The sequence below is a fragment of the Streptomyces sp. NPDC002588 genome, from assembly GCF_040295925.1.
Lineage (GTDB): Bacteria > Actinomycetota > Actinomycetes > Streptomycetales > Streptomycetaceae > Streptomyces.
Genome location: NZ_JBEOWF010000048.1, coordinates 40979 through 62980 on the forward strand (window position 1 = coordinate 40979; position 22002 = coordinate 62980).

General features: G+C 71.8%; 15 protein-coding genes and 2 pseudogenes. 9 read left to right on the forward strand and 8 right to left on the reverse strand.

Going from position 1 to position 22002, the window contains the following annotated elements:
- Window positions 1–161: 161 nt before the first annotated feature.
- The 4 genes from ABT057_RS39555 (at window position 162) to ABT057_RS39570 (ending at window position 4282) form a co-directional block, all read left to right on the forward strand.
- A complete protein-coding gene (locus ABT057_RS39555; protein WP_352348761.1) occupies window positions 162–326 on the forward strand; it encodes a hypothetical protein in 165 nt (54 codons plus the stop codon).
- Window positions 327–423: 97 nt separating this feature from the next.
- A complete protein-coding gene (gene alr, locus ABT057_RS39560; RefSeq protein ID WP_352348762.1) occupies window positions 424–1596 on the forward strand; it encodes an alanine racemase in 1173 nt (390 codons plus the stop codon).
- Window positions 1597–1743: 147 nt separating this feature from the next.
- Window positions 1744–3276, forward strand: a complete 1533-nt coding sequence (locus tag ABT057_RS39565; RefSeq protein WP_352348763.1) for an MFS transporter — start codon at window positions 1744–1746, stop codon at window positions 3274–3276.
- Window positions 3277–3385: 109 nt separating this feature from the next.
- The gene (locus ABT057_RS39570; protein ID WP_352348764.1) at window positions 3386–4282 is read left to right on the forward strand and encodes an alpha/beta hydrolase; all 897 of its coding nucleotides are present in this window, start codon (window positions 3386–3388) and stop codon (window positions 4280–4282) included.
- A gap of 19 nt (window positions 4283–4301) precedes the next feature.
- Here ABT057_RS39570 and ABT057_RS39575 read toward each other — a convergent pair whose 3' ends face one another.
- Window positions 4302–5273 carry a D-alanyl-D-alanine carboxypeptidase family protein gene (locus ABT057_RS39575; RefSeq protein WP_352348765.1) on the reverse strand — a complete coding sequence of 324 codons (972 nt, stop codon included), beginning with the start codon at window positions 5271–5273 and terminating at the stop codon, window positions 4302–4304.
- A 256-nt stretch (window positions 5274–5529) separates the two neighbouring features.
- On the opposite strand from ABT057_RS39575, the gene ABT057_RS39580 reads away from it, so the two are divergent.
- Both ABT057_RS39580 and ABT057_RS39585 read left to right on the forward strand, forming a co-directional pair.
- Window positions 5530–6510 (forward strand): ATP-binding cassette domain-containing protein, encoded by a 981-nt coding sequence (locus tag ABT057_RS39580; RefSeq protein ID WP_352348766.1) that lies wholly within the window; start codon window positions 5530–5532, stop codon window positions 6508–6510.
- Window positions 6507–7301 carry an ABC transporter permease gene (locus ABT057_RS39585; RefSeq protein ID WP_352348767.1) on the forward strand — a complete coding sequence of 265 codons (795 nt, stop codon included), beginning with the start codon at window positions 6507–6509 and terminating at the stop codon, window positions 7299–7301. The genes ABT057_RS39580 and ABT057_RS39585 overlap by 4 nt, the downstream gene beginning before the upstream one ends.
- On the opposite strand, the gene ABT057_RS39590 is transcribed toward ABT057_RS39585, so the two are convergent.
- The 4 genes and pseudogenes from ABT057_RS39590 to ABT057_RS39605 form a co-directional block, all read right to left on the reverse strand.
- On the reverse strand, window positions 7279–10485 hold the full coding sequence (locus ABT057_RS39590; protein ID WP_352348768.1) for an ATP-binding protein: 3207 nt from the start codon (window positions 10483–10485) through the stop codon (window positions 7279–7281). The genes ABT057_RS39585 and ABT057_RS39590 overlap by 23 nt on opposite strands.
- A 48-nt stretch (window positions 10486–10533) precedes the next feature.
- Window positions 10534–10839: pseudogene (locus ABT057_RS39595) on the reverse strand (glycine betaine ABC transporter substrate-binding protein); the annotation flags it as partial.
- Between the two features lie 62 nt (window positions 10840–10901).
- Window positions 10902–11006 (reverse strand): annotated as a pseudogene (locus ABT057_RS39600) (LysR family transcriptional regulator); the annotation flags it as partial.
- Window positions 11007–11055: 49 nt separating this feature from the next.
- Window positions 11056–12405, reverse strand: a complete 1350-nt coding sequence (locus tag ABT057_RS39605) for a helix-turn-helix domain-containing protein (protein WP_352348769.1) — start codon at window positions 12403–12405, stop codon at window positions 11056–11058.
- 215 nt (window positions 12406–12620) lie between these two features.
- On the opposite strand from ABT057_RS39605, the gene ABT057_RS39610 reads away from it, so the two are divergent.
- A complete protein-coding gene (locus ABT057_RS39610; RefSeq protein WP_352348770.1) occupies window positions 12621–13391 on the forward strand; it encodes a DUF4232 domain-containing protein in 771 nt (256 codons plus the stop codon).
- A gap of 193 nt (window positions 13392–13584) precedes the next feature.
- Here ABT057_RS39610 and ABT057_RS39615 read toward each other — a convergent pair whose 3' ends face one another.
- A complete protein-coding gene (locus tag ABT057_RS39615) occupies window positions 13585–16797 on the reverse strand; it encodes an alpha-L-rhamnosidase (RefSeq protein ID WP_352348771.1) in 3213 nt (1070 codons plus the stop codon).
- Between the two features lie 520 nt (window positions 16798–17317).
- Here ABT057_RS39615 and ABT057_RS39620 point away from each other — a divergent pair.
- The gene (locus ABT057_RS39620; RefSeq protein WP_352348772.1) at window positions 17318–17956 is read left to right on the forward strand and encodes a DUF4232 domain-containing protein; all 639 of its coding nucleotides are present in this window, start codon (window positions 17318–17320) and stop codon (window positions 17954–17956) included.
- A gap of 14 nt (window positions 17957–17970) precedes the next feature.
- Here ABT057_RS39620 and ABT057_RS39625 read toward each other — a convergent pair whose 3' ends face one another.
- Together ABT057_RS39625 and ABT057_RS39630 are read right to left on the reverse strand one after the other, a co-directional pair.
- Window positions 17971–18729 carry a class II aldolase/adducin family protein gene (locus ABT057_RS39625; protein ID WP_352348773.1) on the reverse strand — a complete coding sequence of 253 codons (759 nt, stop codon included), beginning with the start codon at window positions 18727–18729 and terminating at the stop codon, window positions 17971–17973.
- A gap of 79 nt (window positions 18730–18808) precedes the next feature.
- Window positions 18809–20266: a sodium:solute symporter family protein gene (locus ABT057_RS39630; RefSeq protein WP_352348774.1), complete on the reverse strand. Its 1458-nt coding sequence runs from the start codon at window positions 20264–20266 to the stop codon at window positions 18809–18811.
- Window positions 20267–20390: 124 nt separating this feature from the next.
- Here ABT057_RS39630 and ABT057_RS39635 point away from each other — a divergent pair, with 124 nt between their 5' ends.
- Window positions 20391–21995, forward strand: a complete 1605-nt coding sequence (locus ABT057_RS39635; protein WP_352348775.1) for a PucR family transcriptional regulator ligand-binding domain-containing protein — start codon at window positions 20391–20393, stop codon at window positions 21993–21995.
- Window positions 21996–22002 lie beyond the last annotated feature (7 nt).

Sequence of the window (22002 nt, forward strand, 5' to 3'; positions counted from 1 at the left end):
GGACTGTTCCGACCAGCGCTCAGGGCTGTATCCGCCGCGGACGGTCGGGCAATGATCGAGACATCGCCGGGAGGGATCGCGTCGGATCGCCTTCCGAGTCCTGGTGATGTCGTCAGGTCAGCGCCGGCGTCGATACCGGCCGCACCCAGGGAGAAACGATCATGGACAAGTACTCTGCCCTCTCCACCGGCAGCTCCGCCGACACGACCGCGGTGCCCGGCACCCGGGGTACGAAGACCGGCGACCGCGGTGCGCGGATCCCGGTCCTGACGGTTGCCGTGCCGCCGCGGAAGCTGACCCGGGCGGACTTCGTCCTCGTCAACTGAGAGCAGTGACCGAGAGCGGTGACCGAGAGCCGTGGACCTCTCCGTTGTTCCGCACAAGCTGTCCCTACGCGAACCCGTCGGCAGGAGAGCCGCAGTCATGCGCCATTCACCCCATGTCAGAGCACGCGCCGAGATCGACCTCGCCGCGCTGCGCTCGAACGTGCATGCCCTGCGTGCTCGGATCGCGCCCGGCGGCGCCCGGCTGATGGCCGTGGTGAAAGCCGACGCGTACGGTCACGGCATGGTCGAGTCCGCTCGCGCCGCGCGGCTGGCCGGTGCGGACTGGCTGGGCACGGCCACCCCGCACGAAGCGCTCGCCCTGCGCGCCGCGGGCATCGAAGGACCCCTCATGTGCTGGCTGTGGACACCGGGCGACCCGTGGCAGGCATGCGTCGAGGCCGGCATCGACGTGTCCGTCAGCGATCTGTGGGCGCTCGCCGAGGTGCGAGACGCCGCCCGAGCGGCGGGGCGCCCCGCACGCGTTCAGCTGAAGGCCGACACCGGACTCGGCCGCAGCGGCTGCCAGCCCGCCGACTGGGCCGAACTGGTCGCCACGGCGCTTGCCGGGCAGCACGCGGGCGAACTGACCGTCACCGGCCTGTGGTCGCACTTCGCGTGCGCCGACGAGCCCGGGCATCCGTCGACCGACGCGCAACTCGACCTCTTCCACGAGATGGTCGAGCAGGCGGAGAAGGCCGGCGTCGAGCCGGAGGTCAGGCACATCGCCAACTCCGCCGCCGCGCTCACCCTCCCGCGGACGCACTTCGATCTCGTGCGGACCGGCATCGCCCTGTACGGAATCTCGCCGAGCCCCGAAATCGGCCGGCCCGAGGACTTCGGCCTGCGGCCGGTGATGACGCTGTCCGCGGCTCTGGCCCAGGTCAAAGCGGTTCCGCAGGGGCATGGGGTCGGCTACGGGCACACCTGCACGACCACTCACGAGACCACGCTCGGGCTGGTGCCCGTCGGGTACGCCGACGGCGTGCCGCGCCAGGCCTCCGGTCGCGGACCGCTGCTGATCGAGGGCGAGGCCGCCCGGCGGCGGGTCGCCGGGCGCGTCGCGATGGACCAGTTCACGGTCGACCTGGGCGGCGCCACCGTGCCGCCCGGTACACGGGCGCTGCTCTTCGGACCGGGCGACCGGGGGGAGCCCACCGCCCAGGACTGGGCCGAAGCGGCCGGCACCATCGCGTACGAGATCGTCACCAGGATCGGTCCGCGGGTCCCACGCGTCTTTCTGAACGAGACTCCCACGCCGTCACCCGCCTGATCGGCCACCGCCCACGGCGTACGACATCGCACACCCTGCGCAAGGGCCGCCGCAGCACCGCGCGGTCACTCTGACGAGCCCTTGACGACGACACCCCACCAGCACCGGCCGGCCTCAGGGGCCGCGCGACAACCTACGGATGTTCCCATGTCTCTCGTCACCTACCGGCGGCCCTCCGCGATCGGCCTGTCCAAGGTCCGGTCCGCTTCCCGTGGCTCTTCCCGTCGTTTCGTCCTGTACTCGGCGCTGGTCAGCTTCTTCCTGATCTCGCTCGACGGTTCCGCCATCAACGTGTCCCTGCCCGCGATCTCGAAGGGCATCGGCGGCGGTATGTCGGGCCTCCAGTGGGTCATCGACGGCTACACCCTCACGTTCGCCGCGTTCATGCTGTCCGCGGGAGTGTTCTCCGACCGGCTGGGCGCCAAGCGCGTGTACGCACTCGGACTCGCCGGGTTCAGCATCGCCTCCGCCGTCTGCTGCATGGCACCGAACCTGGAGGCGCTGGTCGCCGCCCGGATGGCGCAGGGCCTGGCGGCGGCGCTGATGCTCCCCACCTCCCTCGCCCTGATCCGCCAGGCGTACGACGACCAGGCCGAACGAGCACGTGCCATCGCGGTCTGGACAGCCGTGGGCGGTGTCGCCATCGCGCTGGGTCCCGTCATCGGAGGGGCCGTGACCTCCGCCGCCGGCTGGCGCGTGATCTTCCTCCTCAACGTCCCCATCGGCGCGCTGGGCCTGGCCCTCCTCAGCCGCATCGCCCCCTCGCCCCGCCGTCCCGCCCCGGTAGACATCCCCAGCCAGCTGACGTTCCTTCTCGCCCTCGTCAGTGTCACCGAGGCCGTCATCACCATGGGCCACGCCGGATTCACCTCCCCCGTACCGCAGTTGCTGCTCCTCTCCGCGCTGGCCTTCGGAGTCTTCTTCGTCCTCCAGGCACGCCGCGCCCAGCCGATGGTCCCGCTGCGGATCCTGCGTACCCGCTCCGTGCTGGTGACCATCGCTTCCGGGTTCGCCATCAACGCGGTCTTCTACGGGATGGTGTTCGCGCTCGGGCTCTACTTCCAGCAGGTGAACGGCTACAGTCCGGTGCTCGCCGGGGCCGTCTTCCTGCCCATGTGCGCCGTCGACCCGGTGGGCAACATGGTCGTGATGAAGCTCGAAGCACGGTTCGGCGCACGGTTCCCCCTGGTCGTGGGCCAGATCCTGATGGCTGTCGGGGCGGGCCTGATGCTGATGATCGACGGCTCGACCCCCGCCTGGGCCACCGCGCTCCTGCTGCTTCCCCTCGGCTTCGGCGCGGGGCTCGCCGTGCCGCCCCTGACCTCCACCCTCCTGGGAGGCGTGCCCTCCGAACTCGCCGCCACCTCGGCGGCCGTGCTCAACACCTGCCGGCAGGTGGGAAGCTGCTTCGCCATCGCCCTGCTCGGCGGACTCGTCAGCGCGCCGGCCGGATTCCTGCGGGGACTGCACACGGGCATCCTGGCGGGTGTGGCGGTCCTGGCGGCCACCGCCGCCATCACGTTCCTCTTCCTCCGCCGCATGCCCGCCCCGGACGCGCAGCCGGTGTCCACCGTGTCCGCGAAGGCCGACGGCGCCGCCCAGGCCGTAGCGACCCAGCCGGTCACCGCCCAGGCGCAGACCAGGAAGCTGGGCCAGGACGACCTCGGCCTCGCGTCCTGACGGGCGACGGGCCGATTAGGTGGGGTCCACCCCGTTGCGTGATGCAGATCCAGCCTTCATTATCAGGAATCCTGATACTTCAAAGTTGTAGCGACAGGCGGGTCGGACCATGTCCTTCAGTGCGAACATCCAGGCCAGAGGCGTTCAGCTGCTGCTCAGCGGCATGATGAGCCGCGTCCACAAGGACCTGCGCTTCACCGACATCCCGAAACACACCGAAACCCTTCGGGTGGAGACCGGCGCCGGCCCGGTGGACTGCACCGTCTACCGCCCGTCGGCCACGGCCACCGGCACCCCGGCGCCCGTCTACGTCAACCTGCACGGCGGCGGCTTCGTCGTCGGCCGCCCCGAGCAGGACGACCACATCTGCCGCCGCATAGCCGCCACGGCCGGCTGCGTGGTCATCAACGTGGACTACGCGGTCGCCCCGCAGCGGCCGTTCCCCGCCCCCGTCACGCAGGTCCACGACCTCGTCGAGTGGGTCGCCGGGAACGGCACCGCGAACAACTGGGACGGCTCACGGATCGCCGTCGGCGGACACAGCGCCGGAGCCACCATCACCGCCGCGGTCTGCCGCCTGGCCCGGGACCGCGGCACCTTCTCGCCCCGGCTCCAGATCATCGACTCCGCGGTGCTCGACCAGGTCGCCGACCCCGCCACCAAGCAGTCGCTCATCGCCAAGCCGCTGCTCACCCCCCAGCTGATGCGGATCTTCGCCGCCGCCTACGTCCCGGACCCCGCCGACCGCGCCGACCCGCTGGTCTCACCCGGGCTGGCCGACGACCTCGCCGGACTGCCGCCCGCCCTGGTCATCACCGCGGAGCACGACCGCCTGCGCGACGAGGGCGACGCCTACGCCAAGGCCCTGGAGGCGGCGGGCGTCCCGGTCACCCACCGCGTCTTCGAAGGCGTCGACCACTACTTCACCCACACCGGCCCGGTACCGGCCGGAAAGGAGGCCATCGACCTGATGGCCTCCTCCCTGCGCACGGCGCTCGGCGACTGACGGACCGTCGTGCCCCGGCTCAGCCGAAGTACGCCGTCTCGTTCACGTGGAACATGTAGTCGCGCCAGTGCGCCCTGATGTACGTGAACCGAGCCGGGTCGTAGCTCCACAGTTCGTCCAGCGAGCCGGCGATCACGTCGTCGTGTGCGCGGACGAAGCCCAGGACGGCCTCGGCGACCGGCGCGTACGACCAGTGCCAGCGCTCCTCGCTGATCGCGGGAGTGCCCACGGCCGACTCCGCCGTGTAGGTCTGGAGGAAGCCGTAGCGGGCCGCGTTCGCCCGCAGCCACCGGTAGTCGGCGGCCTGCGGGCCGTCGTCGGTCCAGTCCTGGGGCGTCGTGTCGAAGAAGTCCGCGTCGGAGCCCAGGTGATGGCGTGAGACGCCGGGCGCCGTCGAGGTGCGGAGTATCTCGATCTGGCGCTCGTCCGGGGTCAGGGCCGCCCACACCGTGCGGTGGGAGTCCTTGTCCGGGTCCCACTGCGGATCCGAGCCCAGCTCGGTGGGGTGTTCGGCGCGCACCTCGTCGGTGATGATGCCGAAGGTTCCCGCGCCGCCCGAACCGGTGCGCAGGAAGTCGTACTTGCGGTCCCATATCGTGCGCTGCGTCGCCGCGGTGCGCACCCAGGAGACGAGGACCGCGTCCCGGGGGGTGCCCAGGTCGGCCGCCGCGGCGTCGGCCAGGGCGTTCACCTGGGTGTCCATCTCGGGCTTGATCCCGTCGGGGGCGGACCCCGTGCCGGTGATCCAGGCCGCGACGGCCGTCGGGTCGGCGGCGTCCAGGACGCCCGACAGGATCCGCTCGCGGTCGTCGATCCCGTACTGCGAGGCGTACGTCCGCAGGGGCGCGGCGGGATCCGCGGCCAGGGCCGCCCGGCCGACCGCGGTGGTGCCGACCGCGGCCGCCCCGGCCGCGACCAGCCCGATGAACCGGCGTCGGGTGGGTGTTGTGCGGCGGTGGGCGGGGACTGGGCTGTCGTGCGTGCCGTGCATGGCTTCCCGTTCTGGGTCGTGTACTCCGGTCGGTGCACGAGACTCGCACAGATGTGCTCTGGTCCGACAGGGACAAATGTCCTTCAACAGCGCCTGGAATTGGGCAAGTTCGGCAAACAGCAGGTGAACGGCACGAACGCGGCCGGGCCGGCGTCCCCGTGGTCCGGCCTGCGGGTTTCAACGCCCTGCGGCTCTCCCGGGGCACTGAAACCGGGTTGAGACCGATCTGAACCGCCCCGCCCGCAAGCTCTGCGGCATGACTTCGACGAACAACGAACCCGCGATCGCGGCCACCGGGCTGCGGAAGTCCTACGGGGACAAGAACGTCCTCGACGGCATAGACATCCAGGTGCCCGCCGGCTCGGTCTTCTCCCTCCTCGGCCCGAACGGCGCGGGCAAGACCACGGTGGTCAACATCCTGTCGACACTGATCTCCGCCGACGGCGGACAGGCACGGATCGCCGGACACGACCTCACCGCGGAGGCCCAGGCCGTGCGGGCCGCCATCGGTGTCACCGGTCAGTTCTCCGCCGTGGACGGCCTGATCACCGGCGAGGAGAACATGCTCCTCATGGCCGACCTGCACCACCTGTCCAAGGCCGAGGGCCGCCGGGTGACCGCCGGACTGCTGGAGCGCTTCGACCTGGTCGAGGCCGCCAGGAAGCCCGCCTCCACCTACTCCGGCGGCATGAAGCGCCGCCTCGACATCGCCATGACCCTGGTCGGCGACCCGCGGATCATCTTCCTCGACGAGCCCACCACCGGCCTCGACCCGCGCTCCCGGCACACCATGTGGCAGATCATCCGCGAACTGGTCACCGGCGGTACGACCGTCTTCCTGACCACCCAGTACCTGGAGGAGGCCGACCAGCTGGCCGACCGCATCGCGGTGCTCAACGGCGGCAGGCTCGTCGCCGAGGGCAGCGCCGACGAACTCAAGCGGCTCGTCCCCGGCGGCCACGTACGGCTGCGCTTCTCCGATCCGCTGGCCTACGAGCGGGCCGCGACCGCACTGCGCGAGACCACCCGCGACGACGACGCGCTCACCCTGCAGATCCCCAGCGACGGAAGCCAGCGCGAACTGCGCGCCATCCTCGACTGGCTGGACGCCGCCGGCATCGAGGCCGACGAGCTGTCCGTGCACACCCCGGACCTGGACGACGTGTTCTTCGCCCTGACCGGCAGCGCCACCCCCGCCGACAACGCCGACGCCAACGCCAAGGAGACGGTCCGATGAGTACCCCTTCGTACGCCCTCCGCGACAACCTCACCATGCTGCGGCGCAACCTCCTGCACGCCCGCCGCTACCCCTCCCTCACCCTGAACCTCCTGCTCACCCCGGTCATCCTGCTGCTGCTGTTCGTCTACGTCTTCGGCAACGTGATGAGCGCCGGCATCAACGGCGGTCACGCGGACCGTGCCGACTACGTCGCCTACCTCGTCCCCGGCATTCTTCTCCTGACCGTGGCCATGACCTCGCTGGGCACCGCGGTGGCCGTGTGCACCGACATGACCGAGGGCATCATCGCCCGGTTCCGCACCATGGCGATCTCCCGTGCCTCCGTGCTGATCGGCCATGTGATCGGCAGCGTGATCCAGACGCTGATGGCTCTGGTGCTGGTCCTGGGCATCGGACTGGCCATCGGCTTCCGGCCCGACGCCTCCCCGGTGGAGTGGATCGCGGCGGCCGCTCTGATGGCTCTGACCAGCCTCGCGATGACCTGGCTCGCGGTCGGCATCGGCCTGATCAGCCCCAACCCCGAGGGGGCCAGCAACATCGGGACTCCGCTGGTGATGCTGCCCTTCCTGTCCAGCGCGTTCGTGCCGGTGGACGCCATGCCGGGCTGGTTCCGCTGGTTCGCCGAGTACCAGCCGTTCTCGCCCCTCATCGAGACCCTGCGCGGGCTGCTGCTGGGCAGCGGCATCGGCACCGAGAACGCGGTGCTGGCCGTCGCCTGGTGCCTGGGACTGTCGCTGCTGGGCTACCTGTGGTCCAAGGCGAAGTTCAACCGCGAGCCGCAGCGCTGAGCTCCCGCAGTGCGGCCGCCCGCAGCTCCTCCCGGTTCAGGGTGGCGTACGACGACCTGGCGTCGTCGTAGGCCGCCCTGTCGGCGTTCTCCGCGGCCTGCCGGGACCGGGTCGAGGACAGCGAGGGGAACTCCCGTATCGCCGGCATCCGCTCCGCCAGCGCCACCAGCCGTACGGCCGACGGATCGCCCCCGGCCAGCCCGGCGAACCCGAGTGCCAGCAACACCGTGCCGTGCACCGGCAGTTCCACCGGAGAGCCGTCGCCCGGGGAGCCGGACAGCATCCCGAGCAGCCGTTCCCGCAGCTGCCCGGCCAGCCCCGCCACCGGCTCGAGCCGACCGCACTGCGCGTGCGCCGCCAGCGCGGCCGACTGGATCTCCAGCGACCACGGATCCGCGAACGGATCGTCGGCATGCAGCAGGCTGCCCTCCCGTATCCGCTCCGCCGCCTGGCGCCACAGCCCGAGCCCCACCTCGGTCAGCCCGCGGGCCAGCGCGATCTCCGCGCGGGCCGGCAGATCGGTGCCGAAGGTCTCGGCGGACTCCGACTGCTGGTCCAGGGCCGCGAGTCCCAGCCAGTACTCCGCCTCCTCGACCTCCCCGCGCTGCAGACAGGCCAGCACCAGCCCCCAGCGGACGCCGATCGAGTCCGTCCAGTCGCCCACCTCGTCGAGCGCGCTCAGCGCGGCCCGCAGATGGTCGTACGCCTCCGCGCCGTGCGCGGAGTTCAGGCACAACTCGCTGATCCGCCCATGACTGATCAGCCGCATGGCGGGATTCTCGAGCGGCCCCAGCATGTCCAGCATCCGGCGGGCGCACGCCAGCGCGCGTTCCGTCTCGTGCTCGGCCTCCCACACATAACTGGCGACGCCCGCCGCCATGCCCGCAAGCATGGGCGCGTCGGCGTCGCAGAGTTCCTGCAGCCGCGTGTAGTGCGGCGGGTGGGTCTCCGGGACGGCGCACAGCACGACGGCCAGCGCCCGCACCAGCGTGTCCGGCGGGGCGGGCGGCAGTCGGCGCAGTGTGACGAGATGGCGTGCGGCGTAGGGGCCACGGCCCATGAAAAGGCTGGCCGTGCACACCGTCGCCGCGCTGCGGGCCGTCTCGACGTCCACGGAGTACCCGGGCTCCCCGGGGCGGGGACGGAAATGGGACAGCGGCCCACCGGTCTCGTCGGCGAGGGCGGCGATCCGGGCGTAGTTGGAGCCGGTGGCCCACAACGAGCCCAGCGCGGCGGTGAGCGCCGCGGTGGTGGGCCCGTCGGCGCGGGCCAGCGCGTACCGCAGGGCCAGGACGAGGTTGTCCTGCTCGGCCCGGACGCGGGTCCACGGGCGCTGCGGGCCGCCGTCGAACAGCACATCGTGGTGCGCACGTCCGAAGTCCCGGGCCCAGCTGAGGAACCGGGCGGTCACCGCCTCCTCCTCGCCGGCCTCGGCGCGCCGGGCGGCACCGAACTCCCGCAGCGTCTCCAGCATGTGGAAGCGCACCCCGGAAGGATCCCCGGACGGACGCCCGGACGGACTCCCGGCAGGGTTCCCGGGAGCGTTGGCGGAAGAGCTCTCGTCCACCTTGAGCAGGGACTGACCGGCCAGCTGTTCCAGCAGAGTCAGCGCGTCCTCGCTCTCGCCGAGCACGCACTGAGCCGCGTCCTCGGTGAAGCCCCCGGGGAACACCGACAACGCGCGCAGCGCGGCCCGCCCGTCGTCCTCCAGGAGATTCCAGCTCCACTCGACCACGGCCTGCAGCGTGCGATGCCGCTCGGGCGCGTCGCGGGCGCCGCCGCGCAGCAGTGCGAAGCGGTCCCGGAGCCGGCGCGAGATGTCGGCCACGGAGAGCACCCGGACCCGGGCCGCGGCGAGTTCCACGGCCAGTGGCAGCCCGTCCAGGTGGCGGCAGATCTCGGCCACCTGCTCGGCGGGCAGTTCCACGCCGGGCCTCGCGGCCCGCGCCCGCTGCCCGAACAGCTCGACCGACGTCGTCAGCGAAAGCTCCGGCAGGGCGTACACCGACTCCGAGGTCAGCCCCAGCGGAGCCCGGCTGGTGGCCAGGACCCGCAGCTCCTTCGACCGTGACACCAGTGCCTGTACGAGATCCGCCGCGCCGGGGATCACCTGCTCGCAGTTGTCCAGCACCAGCAGCGCGGGCCCGGTGCCCAGCGCGCCGACGATGCCGCCGACCACGTCCCCGCCGAACCGGCCCTCCCCGGCGCCGACGGCCGAGGCGACCTCACCGGCCACGTCGTCGTCGGAGCGGACACCGGCCAGGGAAACGAAGTGCACCACGGGCTGTGCGGCCGCCCGGCTCACCGCGTGGGAGAGACGGGTCTTGCCCAGCCCGCCGGGACCGACGACCGTGACCACCCGCACCTCGGCCAGCAGCCCGCTCACCGCGGTGACGTCGGCGTCCCGCCCCAGCAGCGGGTTCGGCTCGTGCGGCACACCGTGGCGGACGAGCGGCACGTCCCGGCTCAGCAACTCCTGGTACACGGACCTGAGTCCGGGCCCCGGATCGGTCCCCAGCTCGTCCCGCAGCCGGCGGCGGTAGGCGTCGTACCGGGTCAGCGCCGCCGCCCGGCCGGCGGTCACCGCCTCGCAGCGCAACAGCTCCGCCAGCACCTCCTCGTCCCGGGGCAGTTCCCGGGCCAGCCCGGCCAGCGGCGCCGCCGCCTCCTCCCGCCGACCCACCCGGGCGAGCGCGAGCGCCCGGAAGCGGACCAGCGCACGATGCGCACGGCCCCGGTCGACGCGCAGCGCCACCACCGGATCGTGCAGGTCCTCTCCCGCACCGGCGCCCACACCGCCGTCCCAGAGCGCCAGGCCGGCCTCGGCCTGCGCCAGGGCACCCGCGTGATCCCCGGCCCGCGCCCGCTCGGCGCTCGCCGCCTCGTACAGCAGCAGCGCGGAACTGTCGACCTGTCCCTCGTCCAGCGCCAGCCGGTACCCCGTCGGTGTGCTCACGATCAGCTCGGCACCCAGCTGTGCCCGCAGCCTCGACACCAGGACCTGCACCGCCTTGCCCGGCCGCTCCGGCAGCTCGTCCGGCCACAGGCCCTCCACCAGCCGGCCGGCGGTGCAGCCGCTGTGCAGCTCCGCGGCCAGCAGCGCCAGCAGCCCGCGCAGCCGGGGCGCGGTGATCTCCCGCCCGCGATGGGCGACCCGGGACAGGAGAGCCAACTCGGTGGTCATGCCCGAACACTAGTGCCGAGGCAGGCAACGTTCGCCCCAGCACCTGTCCTAGCCCAGCCAGGCCTTGACCTTGTCGGGGTTGGCCTCGATCCACTTCTTCGCCGCCGCCTCCGGGGTCATCCTGTCGAGGGCGATGTACTTGGCGACGGTGTTCTGGTCGTCGTTGGTCCAGTGGAAGTTCTTCACCAGGTCGTAGGCCGGGCTGCCCGACTTGGCGAACTTCGTGCTGACGATCTTGTCGAGGTCGAACGCGGGGTAGTCGCAGGCGACCTTCGCGGGGTCGGCGTCACAGCCCTTCGTGTACTCGGGCAGCGCGACGTGGACCAGCGGCACCTCGGAGAAGAACCACTGCGGGCGACACCGTGCGGCAGCCGGTGAAACAGCTGTCCGCCGCATTCGCGCTCCAGGGAGCGGATCGCATGCGACAGCGAGGGCTGGGCGACATGGAGCGCGGCGGCCGCGGCGGTGAATCCGCCGTGCTCGACGACGGCGACGAAGTATTCCAGCTGGCGTCGTTCCATCGGTTCTCCGTCGCCGTCGCGCGGCTGTCAGTGGCTGCCTGCCTGGCGCTCAGCCGGGAACGTTCGGGTTGGTCTGGTCCCGCTCCCACTCCGAGGAACCGTTCGGATAGAGGTACGAGGGCCGGCCCACGTTGCCGCTCGTGCGGAAGGGCTTGCCATTGTCGTCGACCCGCAGGACTCCGTGCCGGTCACCGCTGGACCAGTCCAGCTCCAGGTACCAGCTCACGTTGGACGCCCGCGCGTCCGCGAAGAGGTAGAAGACCTCGGGATCGGACTCGCTCACCTTGTACGGGAAATCGCGCTGACCGGACCTGGGGGAGACCGTGGGCTGCCTGTCGTCGAGGTTCGCGTCGAAGCCCACCGTCTCCACGCCGCCGCCGCACCCGTCGTGCATCCGGTAGTCGTTCCAGGCGAGCGGCGCGCTCTTGTCCACCACCCGCACATGCAGGTCCTCCAGGACGACGGTGGCCTTCCCGGTGCCCTGCACGGTCAGCGCGACCATCTGCTGCCCGCCGGTGACCCCGCCGAGCGCAGTGGCCCACCCGCGTGCGTCCGGCTCGTTCGGCGGCGGAGGCACCTGATCGGGCTCCTCGTCGATCAGGATGTGCGGACCGCACGGGTCTTCCCACTTGTACGGATTGACGGTGACGGTGGGCGCGGTCGCCCCGTCCTCGGAGCCGCCGCCCTGGGCCGCCCCGGTGCCACGGCTCGCGGCGGCGGAGGTGGAGGAGGCGGCCGTGGGGCTGCCGCTGTGGGTGGCGGACGGCGAGGCGGATCCGCCCTTCGCGTCGGCCGACCCGGAGGCGGCGGGGCTTTCGGTGACCGAGCCGGCGGACCGGGAGGCGGCTCCCATGATCTGCTGCCCGCTCCGGTCGTCGTCGCCCTTGCCGGACAGGAGGTTCACCAAGAGCGCGGCCGACACGACGGCGGCGGCCACGGCGGTGCCGGCGAGGACGACGGTACGCCGCCGCGCCAGGGGAGCCGCCGCCGGCCGGTTCGGCCGATCACCCACGGAACCGATCTCGGAACCGGCCTCGGCATCTGTCGCGGCACCGGTCCCGGGACCGGCCGGGGCTTCTGCCGCCATCGGCTCGGCCCCGGACTCCACCACTTCGGTCGCCCCGGCCTCACCCTCCGCCGACGCCCCGGCCGCCCGCTGTCTGCGCCGGGCATCCGCGAGAACCCACCGCCGGTGCAGCTCCACCAGTTCCTCGGGCGTCGCCTTGCAGACCCGCGCGAACCGCTCCACGGGCGCGTAGTCCGTCGGTACGGCGTCCCCGTTGACGTACCGATGAAGCGTGGACGTGCTTGTGTGCAGCCGCTTCCCGAGCACCCCGTAACTGAGCCCGGACCGCTCCTTCAACCGGCCCAACAGCTCCGAGAATTCGTCTCCCGCCACCGTCCCGCTCTCTCTCCACGTTCCGTTCCCCCGTTCCAGGGGGAGGGTGTTCCCCCTGGTCAGAGCCATTCCCGGCGTTCCAGTGTCCCGGAAGCCCCGGCAGTCGTGGCGGGTGGGACGGATCGCCGAACAAGCTTGGGCCATCCAAGCACGCCGCTCCCGGCAACGGGGTGAGCGGCCCGTGCACAACACCCGTACCTCATCAGGGGGATCACATGTCCGCTCGTATCCGCAACACCCGCCGCACCCGCACCACCACCCTGTTCGCCGCCGCCGCACTCGCCGCCGCCGCGCTGTCGCTGACCGCCTGCAGCAACGGAGCGGGCGTCAAGAACGAGGGCGCCTCCTCGGTGGGATTCGTCTCCGAGGCCTCCGCCACTCCCACGACCGGCTCGGCCGGCTCGACGGGCTCGTCCGGTCTGACCGACACGCAGGGCTCCACCGGCACGAGCGGCTCCACGGGCTCGACGGGCGCCAAGGCCGCGTCGGGTGGTTCCAAGGGCACGACGACGGGCGGTTCGAAGACCGCCTCGGGTGGTTCGAAGGGCTCCTCGGTCACCACGGAATCGGGCTCGAACCGGGTCGCCTGCACCCCCTCCAACACCCGGATGACCGCCACGGAGGTCTCCAGCCCGCTGAACCACATGCTCCTCACCGTCACCAACACCGGCTCGAAGACCTGCGACCTCCTCGGCTACCCCGCGGTCGCCTTCGGCGAGGCGCAGTCCGTCCCGCCGGTCATCGAGGAGTCCAAGGGGCAGGCGGTGGTCACCCTGCAGCCCGGCGAGTCGGGCTACGCCGGCATCCAGCTCTCCGCCGCGGACGGCAGCGGTTCCAACGGCTACACGGCCAAGTCCCTCGCGGTCTACTGGAACGACAGCGACACCGCCGCCCACCCGTCCCTTCCCGCGGAGGGCGTGTACATCGACGACTCGATCAAGGTCACGCACTGGCAGTTCGACATGGACGACGCCCTGGCGTGGTGACGGGCCGCCCGCTCCACCGGGCCAGGCGTCGGGGAGCGACGGCGCGCGGTGTTCCCCCGCCGCGTGCACGTCCTCCCCGACGACCCCGGACCGCGTGACGACCGCGACCCGGCGCCCGTCCCCGACACCGGCTGCTTCGAGCAGCCGCCTGTCGGGGACGGGCGCCGGTGTGTTCCGCCCGCGCCGCCGACCGTCAGGCGGTGAACCGGTGGGTGCCGGAGCCGACCCGGTAGACGGCGCAGCCCTCCTCCTGGCGAAGGAACGTCCCGTCGGTGTGGGTCACCGTCTTCGGCGTGGCCGCGGGGATCCACACCTCGGCGGTCGTGTTGGGCGGCACCGCGCAGGTCAGGCCGAAGCGTCCGGACCGCTGCCGCCAGCTGACGGAAACGGGGCCGTAGACCGAGGTGAACGTCGCGCGGGCGGTGGTGACCGCTCCGCCCGGACGGGGGCGGACGACGATCTCGCGGTAGCCGGGGCGGCCCGGCGCGATACCGGCGATGTTCGTGTACATCCATTCCCCCACCGAGCCGTAGGCGTAGTGGTTGAAGGAGTTCATGCCCGCGTCCTGGAAGCTGCCGTCGGGCCGGATGGAGTCCCAGCGTTCCCACATCGTGGTGGCGCCCCGGTCGATCTGGTAGCCCCAGCTGGGGTAGGAGTGCTGCTGCAGCAGGCGGTAGGCGACATCGGTGTGGCCGGTGTCGGTCAGGACGGGCAGCAGTCGGGGTGTGCCGAGGAAACCCGTCGACAGGTGCCAGTCCCTGGCCTCGATCAGGGCGACGAGCCGGTCGGCCGCGGGCTTCCGCAGCGTGTCCGGCAGCAGGTCCATCGACAGCGCCAGGACGTAGGCGGTCTGCGTGTCGCCCTTCACCCTGCCGTCGGAGGTGACATAGGCGTTCTGGAAGGCCGCCCGGATCCGTGCGAAGAGATCGCGGTACGGGGCGGCGTCCTTGCCGAGCACCTCGGCCATCCGGGCCGCGAGGTCGGTGCTGTGCGCGAAGTACGCGGTGGAGATGACGTCCTTGGGGGTCTCGTCGGAGACGTTCAGCCAGTCGCCGTAGCCCTCGGCGGGGCGCAGCAGACCGTCGCTGCCCTTCTCCAGGTAGGCCAGCCATGCCCGCACGGACGGCCAGGCGTCCTCCAGGACCCGGCGGTCGCCGTACGCCTGGTAGAGCGCCCAGGGAACGGTGACGCCCGCGTCACCCCAGCCGGCGGCGCCGTTGCCGACGTTGCCGACCACCGGGGACGTGTCCGTGAACGAGCCCGCCGCGGTCTGGGAGTCCCGCATGTCGACGAGCCACTTGGAGAGGAAGCGGGCCGACTCCATGGTGCGGGCGGCGGTGGGCGCGAAGACGTTGATGTCTCCGGCCCATCCGAGGCGCTCGTCGCGCGCGGGGGTGTCGGTCGGTATGGAGAGGAAGTTGCCGCGCTGCCCCCAGGTGATGTTGTGGTGCAGCTGGTCGAGCATCGGTACGTCGGTCTCGAAGTCGAGGGTGAACGGGGCGGACGTGTGCATGACGCGCCCGGTGACGGCCTTCGCCGAGGGGGTGCCGGGGAATCCGGTCACCTCGACGTAGCGGAACCCGTGGAAGGTGAAGCGCGGCTCGTAGATCTCCTCCCCCCGGCCCTTCAGGGTGTAGGTGTCGGTCGCCTTCGCGCTCCGCAGGTTGGCGGTGTAGACGGTGCCGTCGGGGTTGAGCACCTCGGCGTGCCGGAGCCGGACGGTCGTTCCCGCGTCGCCCGACACGCGCAGGCGTACCGAGCCGACCATGTTCTGGCCGAGGTCGAAGACGTGGACGCCGGGCTTGGGCTGGGTCACCGTCTTCGGTGTCAGCTCCTGCTCCACCCGGACCGGGCCGTCCACCTGCGCGACGATCAGACCGGGACCGATGTCCCCTTCGCCCCGTACGCCGAGCCAGCTCCCGTCGTCGAAGCCGGGCGAGGTCCAGCCGGGGGTCTCCTTGCGCGCGTCGTACGTCTCGCCGTTCAGGAGGTCGGCGGCGGCGATCGGCCCGGCGGCGGCCCGCCAGTCGGTGCCCGAGGTGATGCGCTCGCTCGTGCCGTCCGCGTACTCGACCTCCAACTGGGCGAGCAGGGCCGGGTGCCGGCCGTACTGGCCGGGCCCGAACGGGCCCACGTTGCCCGCGTACCAGCCGGGTGCCAGGTACGCCCCGATGGCGTTTGCGCCGGGCCGCACCAACTCGGTGACGTCGTACGTCTGGTACTGGACGCGGGTGCGGTAGTCGGTCCAGCCGGGCGCGAGCTGGTCGCGGCCCACGCGGCTGCCGTTGAGGTGGGCCTCGTACAGGCCGAGCGCGGTGGCGTACAGGCGCGCGCGGGACACCTTCCGGCGCGGGAGCCGGAACTCGTGCCGCAGCTGGGTGACGGCGTACGACACCGGGACGATGGTTCCCCACGGCCCGCCACCCCACGCGGCCGCCACCCTGGCCGCCGGCCAGCCCCCGTCGTCGAAGCCGGACTCGCGCCAGCCGGACGGGGGTTCGGCGTTCGTGGTCTTCCATGAGGCGTCGGTGACCACCTTCTGCTCACCGGAGGCGGTACGGACCGCGAGGACGGCGACGAGCCCCGCCGGGCCCTCGGTCGCGTTGGTGGCGGAGACGGCGATAACGTTGTCACCGGCTCGCACCCGGTCCAGTACGTCGATCACGGCCGGCCGGCGCCAGTCCTCGTTGTCCGTGTCGAGGTCGGTGTGCGCCACCTCGACTCCGTTCACGGAGACGGTGTACACGTTGTCCGCGGTGATGGCGAGCGTCGCCGCGGTGATCCCGTCGGGCAGTTCGGCGGTGCCGCGGAACCAACGGGTGGCCGCCGGAACGCTGTTCGTCGGATCGCCCTCGGGGAACCAGATCCAGGAGGCGCCCTCGAAGGACGGCGCGTCCGTGAGGCTCGCCGGAGCCGAGATCCAGTCGGCCGTCCACTGCCCGGCGTCCATGAGGCCGGTCTCCCACCAGGAGGGCTCACTCCAGCCGGAGACCCGGCCGTCGGCGTCCCACACGCGTACGGACCAGTGGTAACGCGTCATGGGCTTGAGCCCGGGACCCGCATACGGCACGAGGACGGACTCACCGGACACGACCTTCCCGCTGTCCCAGACGTCCGGGCGCGACAGCCCCGACTCGGTGCCGGCGACACGGATTTGATAGGCACTCTGGCGCGCGTCGGTCTTTTCGGAGAGCAATGGCCAGCTCAGTCGCGGGTGTTGCGCGTCGAGCCCGAGGGGGTGCCGGACGTACTCCACGGTCGGTGCCGTGACGCGCAGGCCGCCCCGCCCCGTCTGTGCCTGCGCCCCGTCTCCGGATGCCGGGGCGGCTGCCGCCGGTATCGCGTCTGCCGTGACCGCCGCGACCACGGCGGCCGCGCCCGCGAGAACATTCCTCCTGCTGATCATTGCGACTCCTCACACCACACAGGGGTGAATCGATTCAATGCAGTTGGGCGTGGGTAACGTAACGGCGGCTGCGATTAAGGTCAATCAGTGTGCACGACGGTTTCCTGTGGGCCCGTTGTGATTGAACGGTTTCAATTCGGCTGGGAAGTTCCGCGCCGCGGGCCCATTGGTCTTAAGGGCACAGTTGCAGGCACGACCTCGAAGAATAGGTGGGCAGGGTGCCTGCCTCGGCGGGCGCCGTGGCTGGCCCGATCGGGTCGCACCTTCGGCTCGGGAATTCTTCACAGATGCACAGCCGGGAATGGTGTGAACTCTCCCGCGGGGACCGGCCTTGTTTGCAGTCTCTTCTCGGGTTCCGTTCCGCGGTCCGCCGGAGCAGTGTCACGGCCGTGCGACAGCGGCGTCATGGACGTGGGACGGCATGAACCGACGGGCCGCGCCTGATCATCATGATGCTCGTAAGCACGCGGTAAGCGATCATCTGGCGCACCGCATTTGTCCCCCTGGAAGGAAATCCGTCATGAACCGTCGTCTGCGCACCGCCCTCGCCGCCACCGCCGTGGTCGGTGCGGGCCTGCTGATGACAGCGTGTCAGCCGGGTGACGCCACGTCGGCGGGCGGCACCGACCCGAGCCCCGTCGCGTCGGGCTCCTCCACGGCGTCCGGCGGCAGCACCGGGTCCACCACCGGCGGCAGCACCGGTTCCGGCAGTTCCGGTGGCGGCAGCACCGACACGTCCGGGGACAAGACCGGCGTCGGCCAGCTCTGCGGTTCCAACGACCTCTCCTGGAGCTCGAACCTGGAGACCCAGGCCGGCGGCTACTTCCTGATCAAGGTCAAGGCGAAGTCCGGCATCACCTGCGTCCTGCCCGACCCCCGGCCGGTCGTGGCCTTCGGATCGGACGGCACGGAGGCCTCCGCCGCGGAGCAGTCCGGCGGCGACGAGATCACCCTGAGCGGCGATACCACCGCCTACGCCGGTGTGGTCACGAACAGCACCAACACGAACGACGCCCCGCAGTACCAGGGCCTCATCGTCTCGGTCTCCAACGACGACCCGGACCCGGAGACCCTGAGCGTCGGGACGGTCGAGGTCAACAAGCCGCTCGTCACCAACTGGCACACCTCCGCCGCGGACGTCGTCACCCCCTTCCTCTGAGCCGTCCCGTCCCGTCAGTCCCCGTAGCCGGGGGCGACGCGGTCGACGAGCCGGAGCAGTGCCGACCAGGCGAGGTCGTAGGCCTGGTCGTCCTGGAAGTCGGATCCGTGCTCCTGCCCCGTCAGCTGGCGGGCGGTGAGCTCGCAGACCTCGGGGTCGGGGAGGACGAGCTTCGCGCCCCCGGCCGCCGCGGCGGTCTGGATCTCGCAGGCCTTGTCCAGGTAGTACATGCGCAGGAACGCCTGGGCCGGGGTCTCGCCGACGGTCAGCAGGCCGTGGTTGCGCAGGATCATCGCCGGGTGGCCGCCGAGGTCGGCGACCAGCCGTCGCTGCTCGGCCAGGTTGAGGGCGACGCCCTCGTAGGCGTGATAGCCGAGCCTGCCGTAGAACTCCATCGAGATCTGGTTGAGCGGGAGCAGACCGTCCTCCTGGGCGGCCACCGCGCATCCGGCCCTGGTGTGGGTGTGCAGGACGCACCGGGCGTCGGGGCGGGCCGCGTGGATCGCGCTGTGGATGACGAAACCGGCCGGGTTGACGGGGTGAGGGGTCTCCTCGACGGGGTTGCCGTCGAGGCCGACCTTCACCAGGCTGGAGGCGGTGATCTCCTCGAAGAGCAGCCCGTACGGGTTGATCAGGAAGTGGTGTTCGGGGCCGGGGAGCCGTACCGAGATGTGCGTGAAGATCAGGTCGGTCATCCGGAAGTGGGCCACCAGGCGGTAGACGGCGGCGAGTTCGCGGCGCAGACGGAGTTCTTCCGCGGAGGGGGCGGGCATCGGAAGCCTTTCGAACGAGGTACGGGCACGTGCGGGTGCGGGTGCGGGTGCGATGGGGTGGGCGGGGTGAGGTGGCGGGTCAGGCCGCGCTGAGCTCCGGGGCCGCGGCGGAGGCCGGTGCCGGGTCGCCCGCCAGACGGCGGCGCCACGTCTCCAGGACCGTCTCGTCGGTCGGCCTGGTCACCAGACTGACGGCGACGTAGGCGACGAGGCTCGCGAGGAGGCCGTAGTAGATCGGCTCGTTGGCGAGCAGACCGTCGGTCACCATGAAGGTGATCACCGTCGTACCGCCCGCGACCATCGCGGTCAGCGCACCCGCCAGGTTGCCGCGCCGCCAGACCAGACCGCCGAGGATCGGGACCAGCAGACCGCCGACGAGCAGGTTGTAGGCGACGGTGAGCGCCTCGATGACATCCCCGAGGACACAGGCGATCACCATGGCGGCCACGCCGAGTACGGCGATGGCGAGCCGGTTGGAACTGATCTCGTCGTGGTCCTTCGACGGGGTACGGCGGCGCAGCCGGGCCCAGATGTCCTGGTTGGCCACCGTCGCGGAGGCGATCAGGGCCCCGCTGGCGGTGGACATCATCGCGGACAGCGCGGCGGCCAGGACCAGACCGCGGACCCCCGTCGGCAGGGCGTGCTTGACGATGGTGGCGAAGGCCTGGTCGGCCTCGGCCAGGTTCGGGTAGAGGGTCTTCGTCGCCATGCCGATGAACGCGCCGGCCAGGGCGTACGCCAGGCAGTAGACCCCGGCGACGGTGCCGCCCCAGGCGGCGACCCTGTCGCTGCGGGCGGTGAAGACGCGCTGCCAGATGTCCTGCCCGATCAGCATGCCGAAGGTGTAGATCAGCACGAAGGTGACGATGGTCTGCCCGCCGATGGAGGTGAGGGAGAAGTAGCCGCCCGGCAGCCGGTCCGACATGGCGCCGAAGCCGCCCGCCTTCACCACGGCGATCGGCAACAGCAGGACGAGCACGCCCAGACTCTTCACGACGAACTGCACCATGTCGGTGAGCGTGATCGACCACATACCGCCGAGCGCCGAGTAGCCGACGACGATCGTGCCGCCGACGACCACCGCGACCCAGCGCGGCACGTCGAAGAGGACGTCGAAGACACTGGCGTACGCGATCGTCGAGGTCACCGCCAGCATGAGGGTGTAGATCCACATGACGACGCCCGAGATCACGCTCGCCGCGTCGCCGTAGCGGAGCGACAGCATCTCGGCGACCGTGTAGACGCGCAGCCGGGAGATACGGGCCGAGAAGAAGACGCTCAGGGCCAGCAGCCCGAGGCCGATGGCGCCGACCATGGCGGCACCCGAGACGCCGTAGGTGTAACCGAGGCGCACACCGCCGATGGTGGAGGCGCCGCCGAGGACGACGGCGGCCATCGTGCCGGTGTACATCAGCGGGCCGAGCCGGCGTCCGGCGACCAGGAAGTCGCTCTTGGAGGCGGCACGGCGTCTGCCCCACCAGCCGACGCCGATGATGCCGAGCAGGTAGGCGGACATGACGAGGTAGTCGACGGTCACGGGGACCTCCGGGAAGGGGAAGAGGGGAGAGCGGGAGGGGGGAACGGGGTGGGGGGTGACATGACCGTAGCCACGCGGTGTACTGGGGCTGAAGTGCCGCTTCCGCCCAATCGGGAGACGTTCATTGGACGAGTCCGACAACCCGGGTGCGGCGGCGGCCGCCGCCGACCCCGAGCAGCCGTCCGTGCGCCTCGGCGTGCTGCTCGCCGACCCGCGCCTCGGCCTCACCCAGATCGCCGGGCCCGCGGCCGGGGACCGCCTGGTCGGCACGGTCGGCACCACGGAGATCGAGGACCCCACGCCCTACCTCGTCGGCGGCGAACTCCTCCTCACCGCCGGCGTACGGCTTCCCGACGACCCGGACGGCATCGACACCTACGTACGACGGGTGGTCGCCGCCGGAGTCGCCGCACTCGGCTTCGGCGTGGCCCCCGTGCACGCCGAGGTGCCGCCCGAACTCGTCCGGGCCTGCGACCGGCACCGCCTGCCGCTCCTCCGCCTTCCGCCCGCCACCCCCTTCGTCGCCGTCGGGCAGGCCGCCTACGCGGCGATCGCCGAGGTCCGCAACCGCGAACTGCGGGAGATCTCCCGGGCCCAGTCGGCGCTGGCCTCGGCCGCCGCCCGCCCGGACGCCCTCCGGTCCGTCCTCGGCCAACTCGCCGCCCACACCGGGGCGTGGTCGGTGCTGTACGACGCCCAGGGCACCGAACTCCTCTCGGCGGGCCGGCGTCCCGCGTCCCCGCACCTGCTGCGCGACCTCGCCGTACGCACCCTGCGGCGGGGCGGCGGCCCCAAGGCCGCGGCGGCCCACGACCCCGACCAGGGAAGCCACCTGACCGTCCACACCCTGCCCGCCGGCGCCGACCGTACGACCGCGGCGGCGCTGGCCCTCGGACAGGCCGCCACCACACCCCCGAACGCCGTGCACCGCCAGGTGACCGGCACGGCGACGGTCCTGCTGGCCCTGCTCACCAGCCCGCGGCACGCCCTGAGCACCGACGCCCACAGCGTCGGCGCGCTGGTGCGGCTCATGCTCGGGGCCACGCCCGCCGAGGTCGCCCCCTCGCTGGTCCCCGGGGACGGGGCGGCGGGCGGTCACTGGACGGTGGTCCACGGCCGGTATCCCGACGGGACGCCCCCGGCCGTCGACCCGGCTCAACTGGCCGCCCTGGCCACTCTGTTGGGTACCCCGTATGTGCACATCGACGGCCCCGCGCTCCAGGCGCTGGTCCCCTGCGCCGCCGACGCCCGGCCAACCGTTCCCGCCCGGGCGGCCGAGCTCGGATGGGTCCTCGGCTACAGCGCGCCCGCGACCGCGTGCGCCCTGCCGCACGCCGACACCCAGGCCGAACGCGCCCTGCAACGCGCCCTCGCCGCCGGGGCACCCGCCGTCGTCCACACCACCGATGCCCTCACCCTCCACGCACTCGTCGCTCCGGCCGACGCCCGCGAACTCTCCCGCAGCCGCTTCGCCCCCTTGGACCGGACCGGCCCGCCCGGCGCCCAGGTCCTCCTCGACACCCTGCGGACCTGGCTGACCCACCACGGCAGCTGGGACCGCACCGCCGCGACCTTGCGGATCCACCGCAACACCGTCCGCCACCGCCTGGGGCGGGTCGCCGACCTCCTCGACGTCGACCTCCAGGACCCCGGAGTCCGCATGGAGCTCTGGTTCGCCCTGCAGTGGCTGCCGGGCGAACCGGCCGACGCACCGCACCCGCGACCCTGAAGTACGG

Coding starts and splice junctions, on each gene's coding strand:
- ABT057_RS39555 (WP_352348761.1), top strand. CDS start 162: ATGGACAAGTACTCTGCCCTCTCCACCGGCAGCTCCGCCGACACGACC.
- alr (WP_352348762.1), top strand. CDS start 424: ATGCGCCATTCACCCCATGTCAGAGCACGCGCCGAGATCGACCTCGCC.
- ABT057_RS39565 (WP_352348763.1), top strand. CDS start 1,744: ATGTCTCTCGTCACCTACCGGCGGCCCTCCGCGATCGGCCTGTCCAAG.
- ABT057_RS39570 (WP_352348764.1), top strand. CDS start 3,386: ATGTCCTTCAGTGCGAACATCCAGGCCAGAGGCGTTCAGCTGCTGCTC.
- ABT057_RS39575 (WP_352348765.1), bottom strand. CDS start 5,273: ATGCACGGCACGCACGACAGCCCAGTCCCCGCCCACCGCCGCACAACA.
- ABT057_RS39580 (WP_352348766.1), top strand. CDS start 5,530: ATGACTTCGACGAACAACGAACCCGCGATCGCGGCCACCGGGCTGCGG.
- ABT057_RS39585 (WP_352348767.1), top strand. CDS start 6,507: ATGAGTACCCCTTCGTACGCCCTCCGCGACAACCTCACCATGCTGCGG.
- ABT057_RS39590 (WP_352348768.1), bottom strand. CDS start 10,485: ATGACCACCGAGTTGGCTCTCCTGTCCCGGGTCGCCCATCGCGGGCGG.
- ABT057_RS39610 (WP_352348770.1), top strand. CDS start 12,621: ATGTCCGCTCGTATCCGCAACACCCGCCGCACCCGCACCACCACCCTG.
- ABT057_RS39615 (WP_352348771.1), bottom strand. CDS start 16,797: ATGATCAGCAGGAGGAATGTTCTCGCGGGCGCGGCCGCCGTGGTCGCG.
- ABT057_RS39620 (WP_352348772.1), top strand. CDS start 17,318: ATGAACCGTCGTCTGCGCACCGCCCTCGCCGCCACCGCCGTGGTCGGT.
- ABT057_RS39625 (WP_352348773.1), bottom strand. CDS start 18,729: ATGCCCGCCCCCTCCGCGGAAGAACTCCGTCTGCGCCGCGAACTCGCC.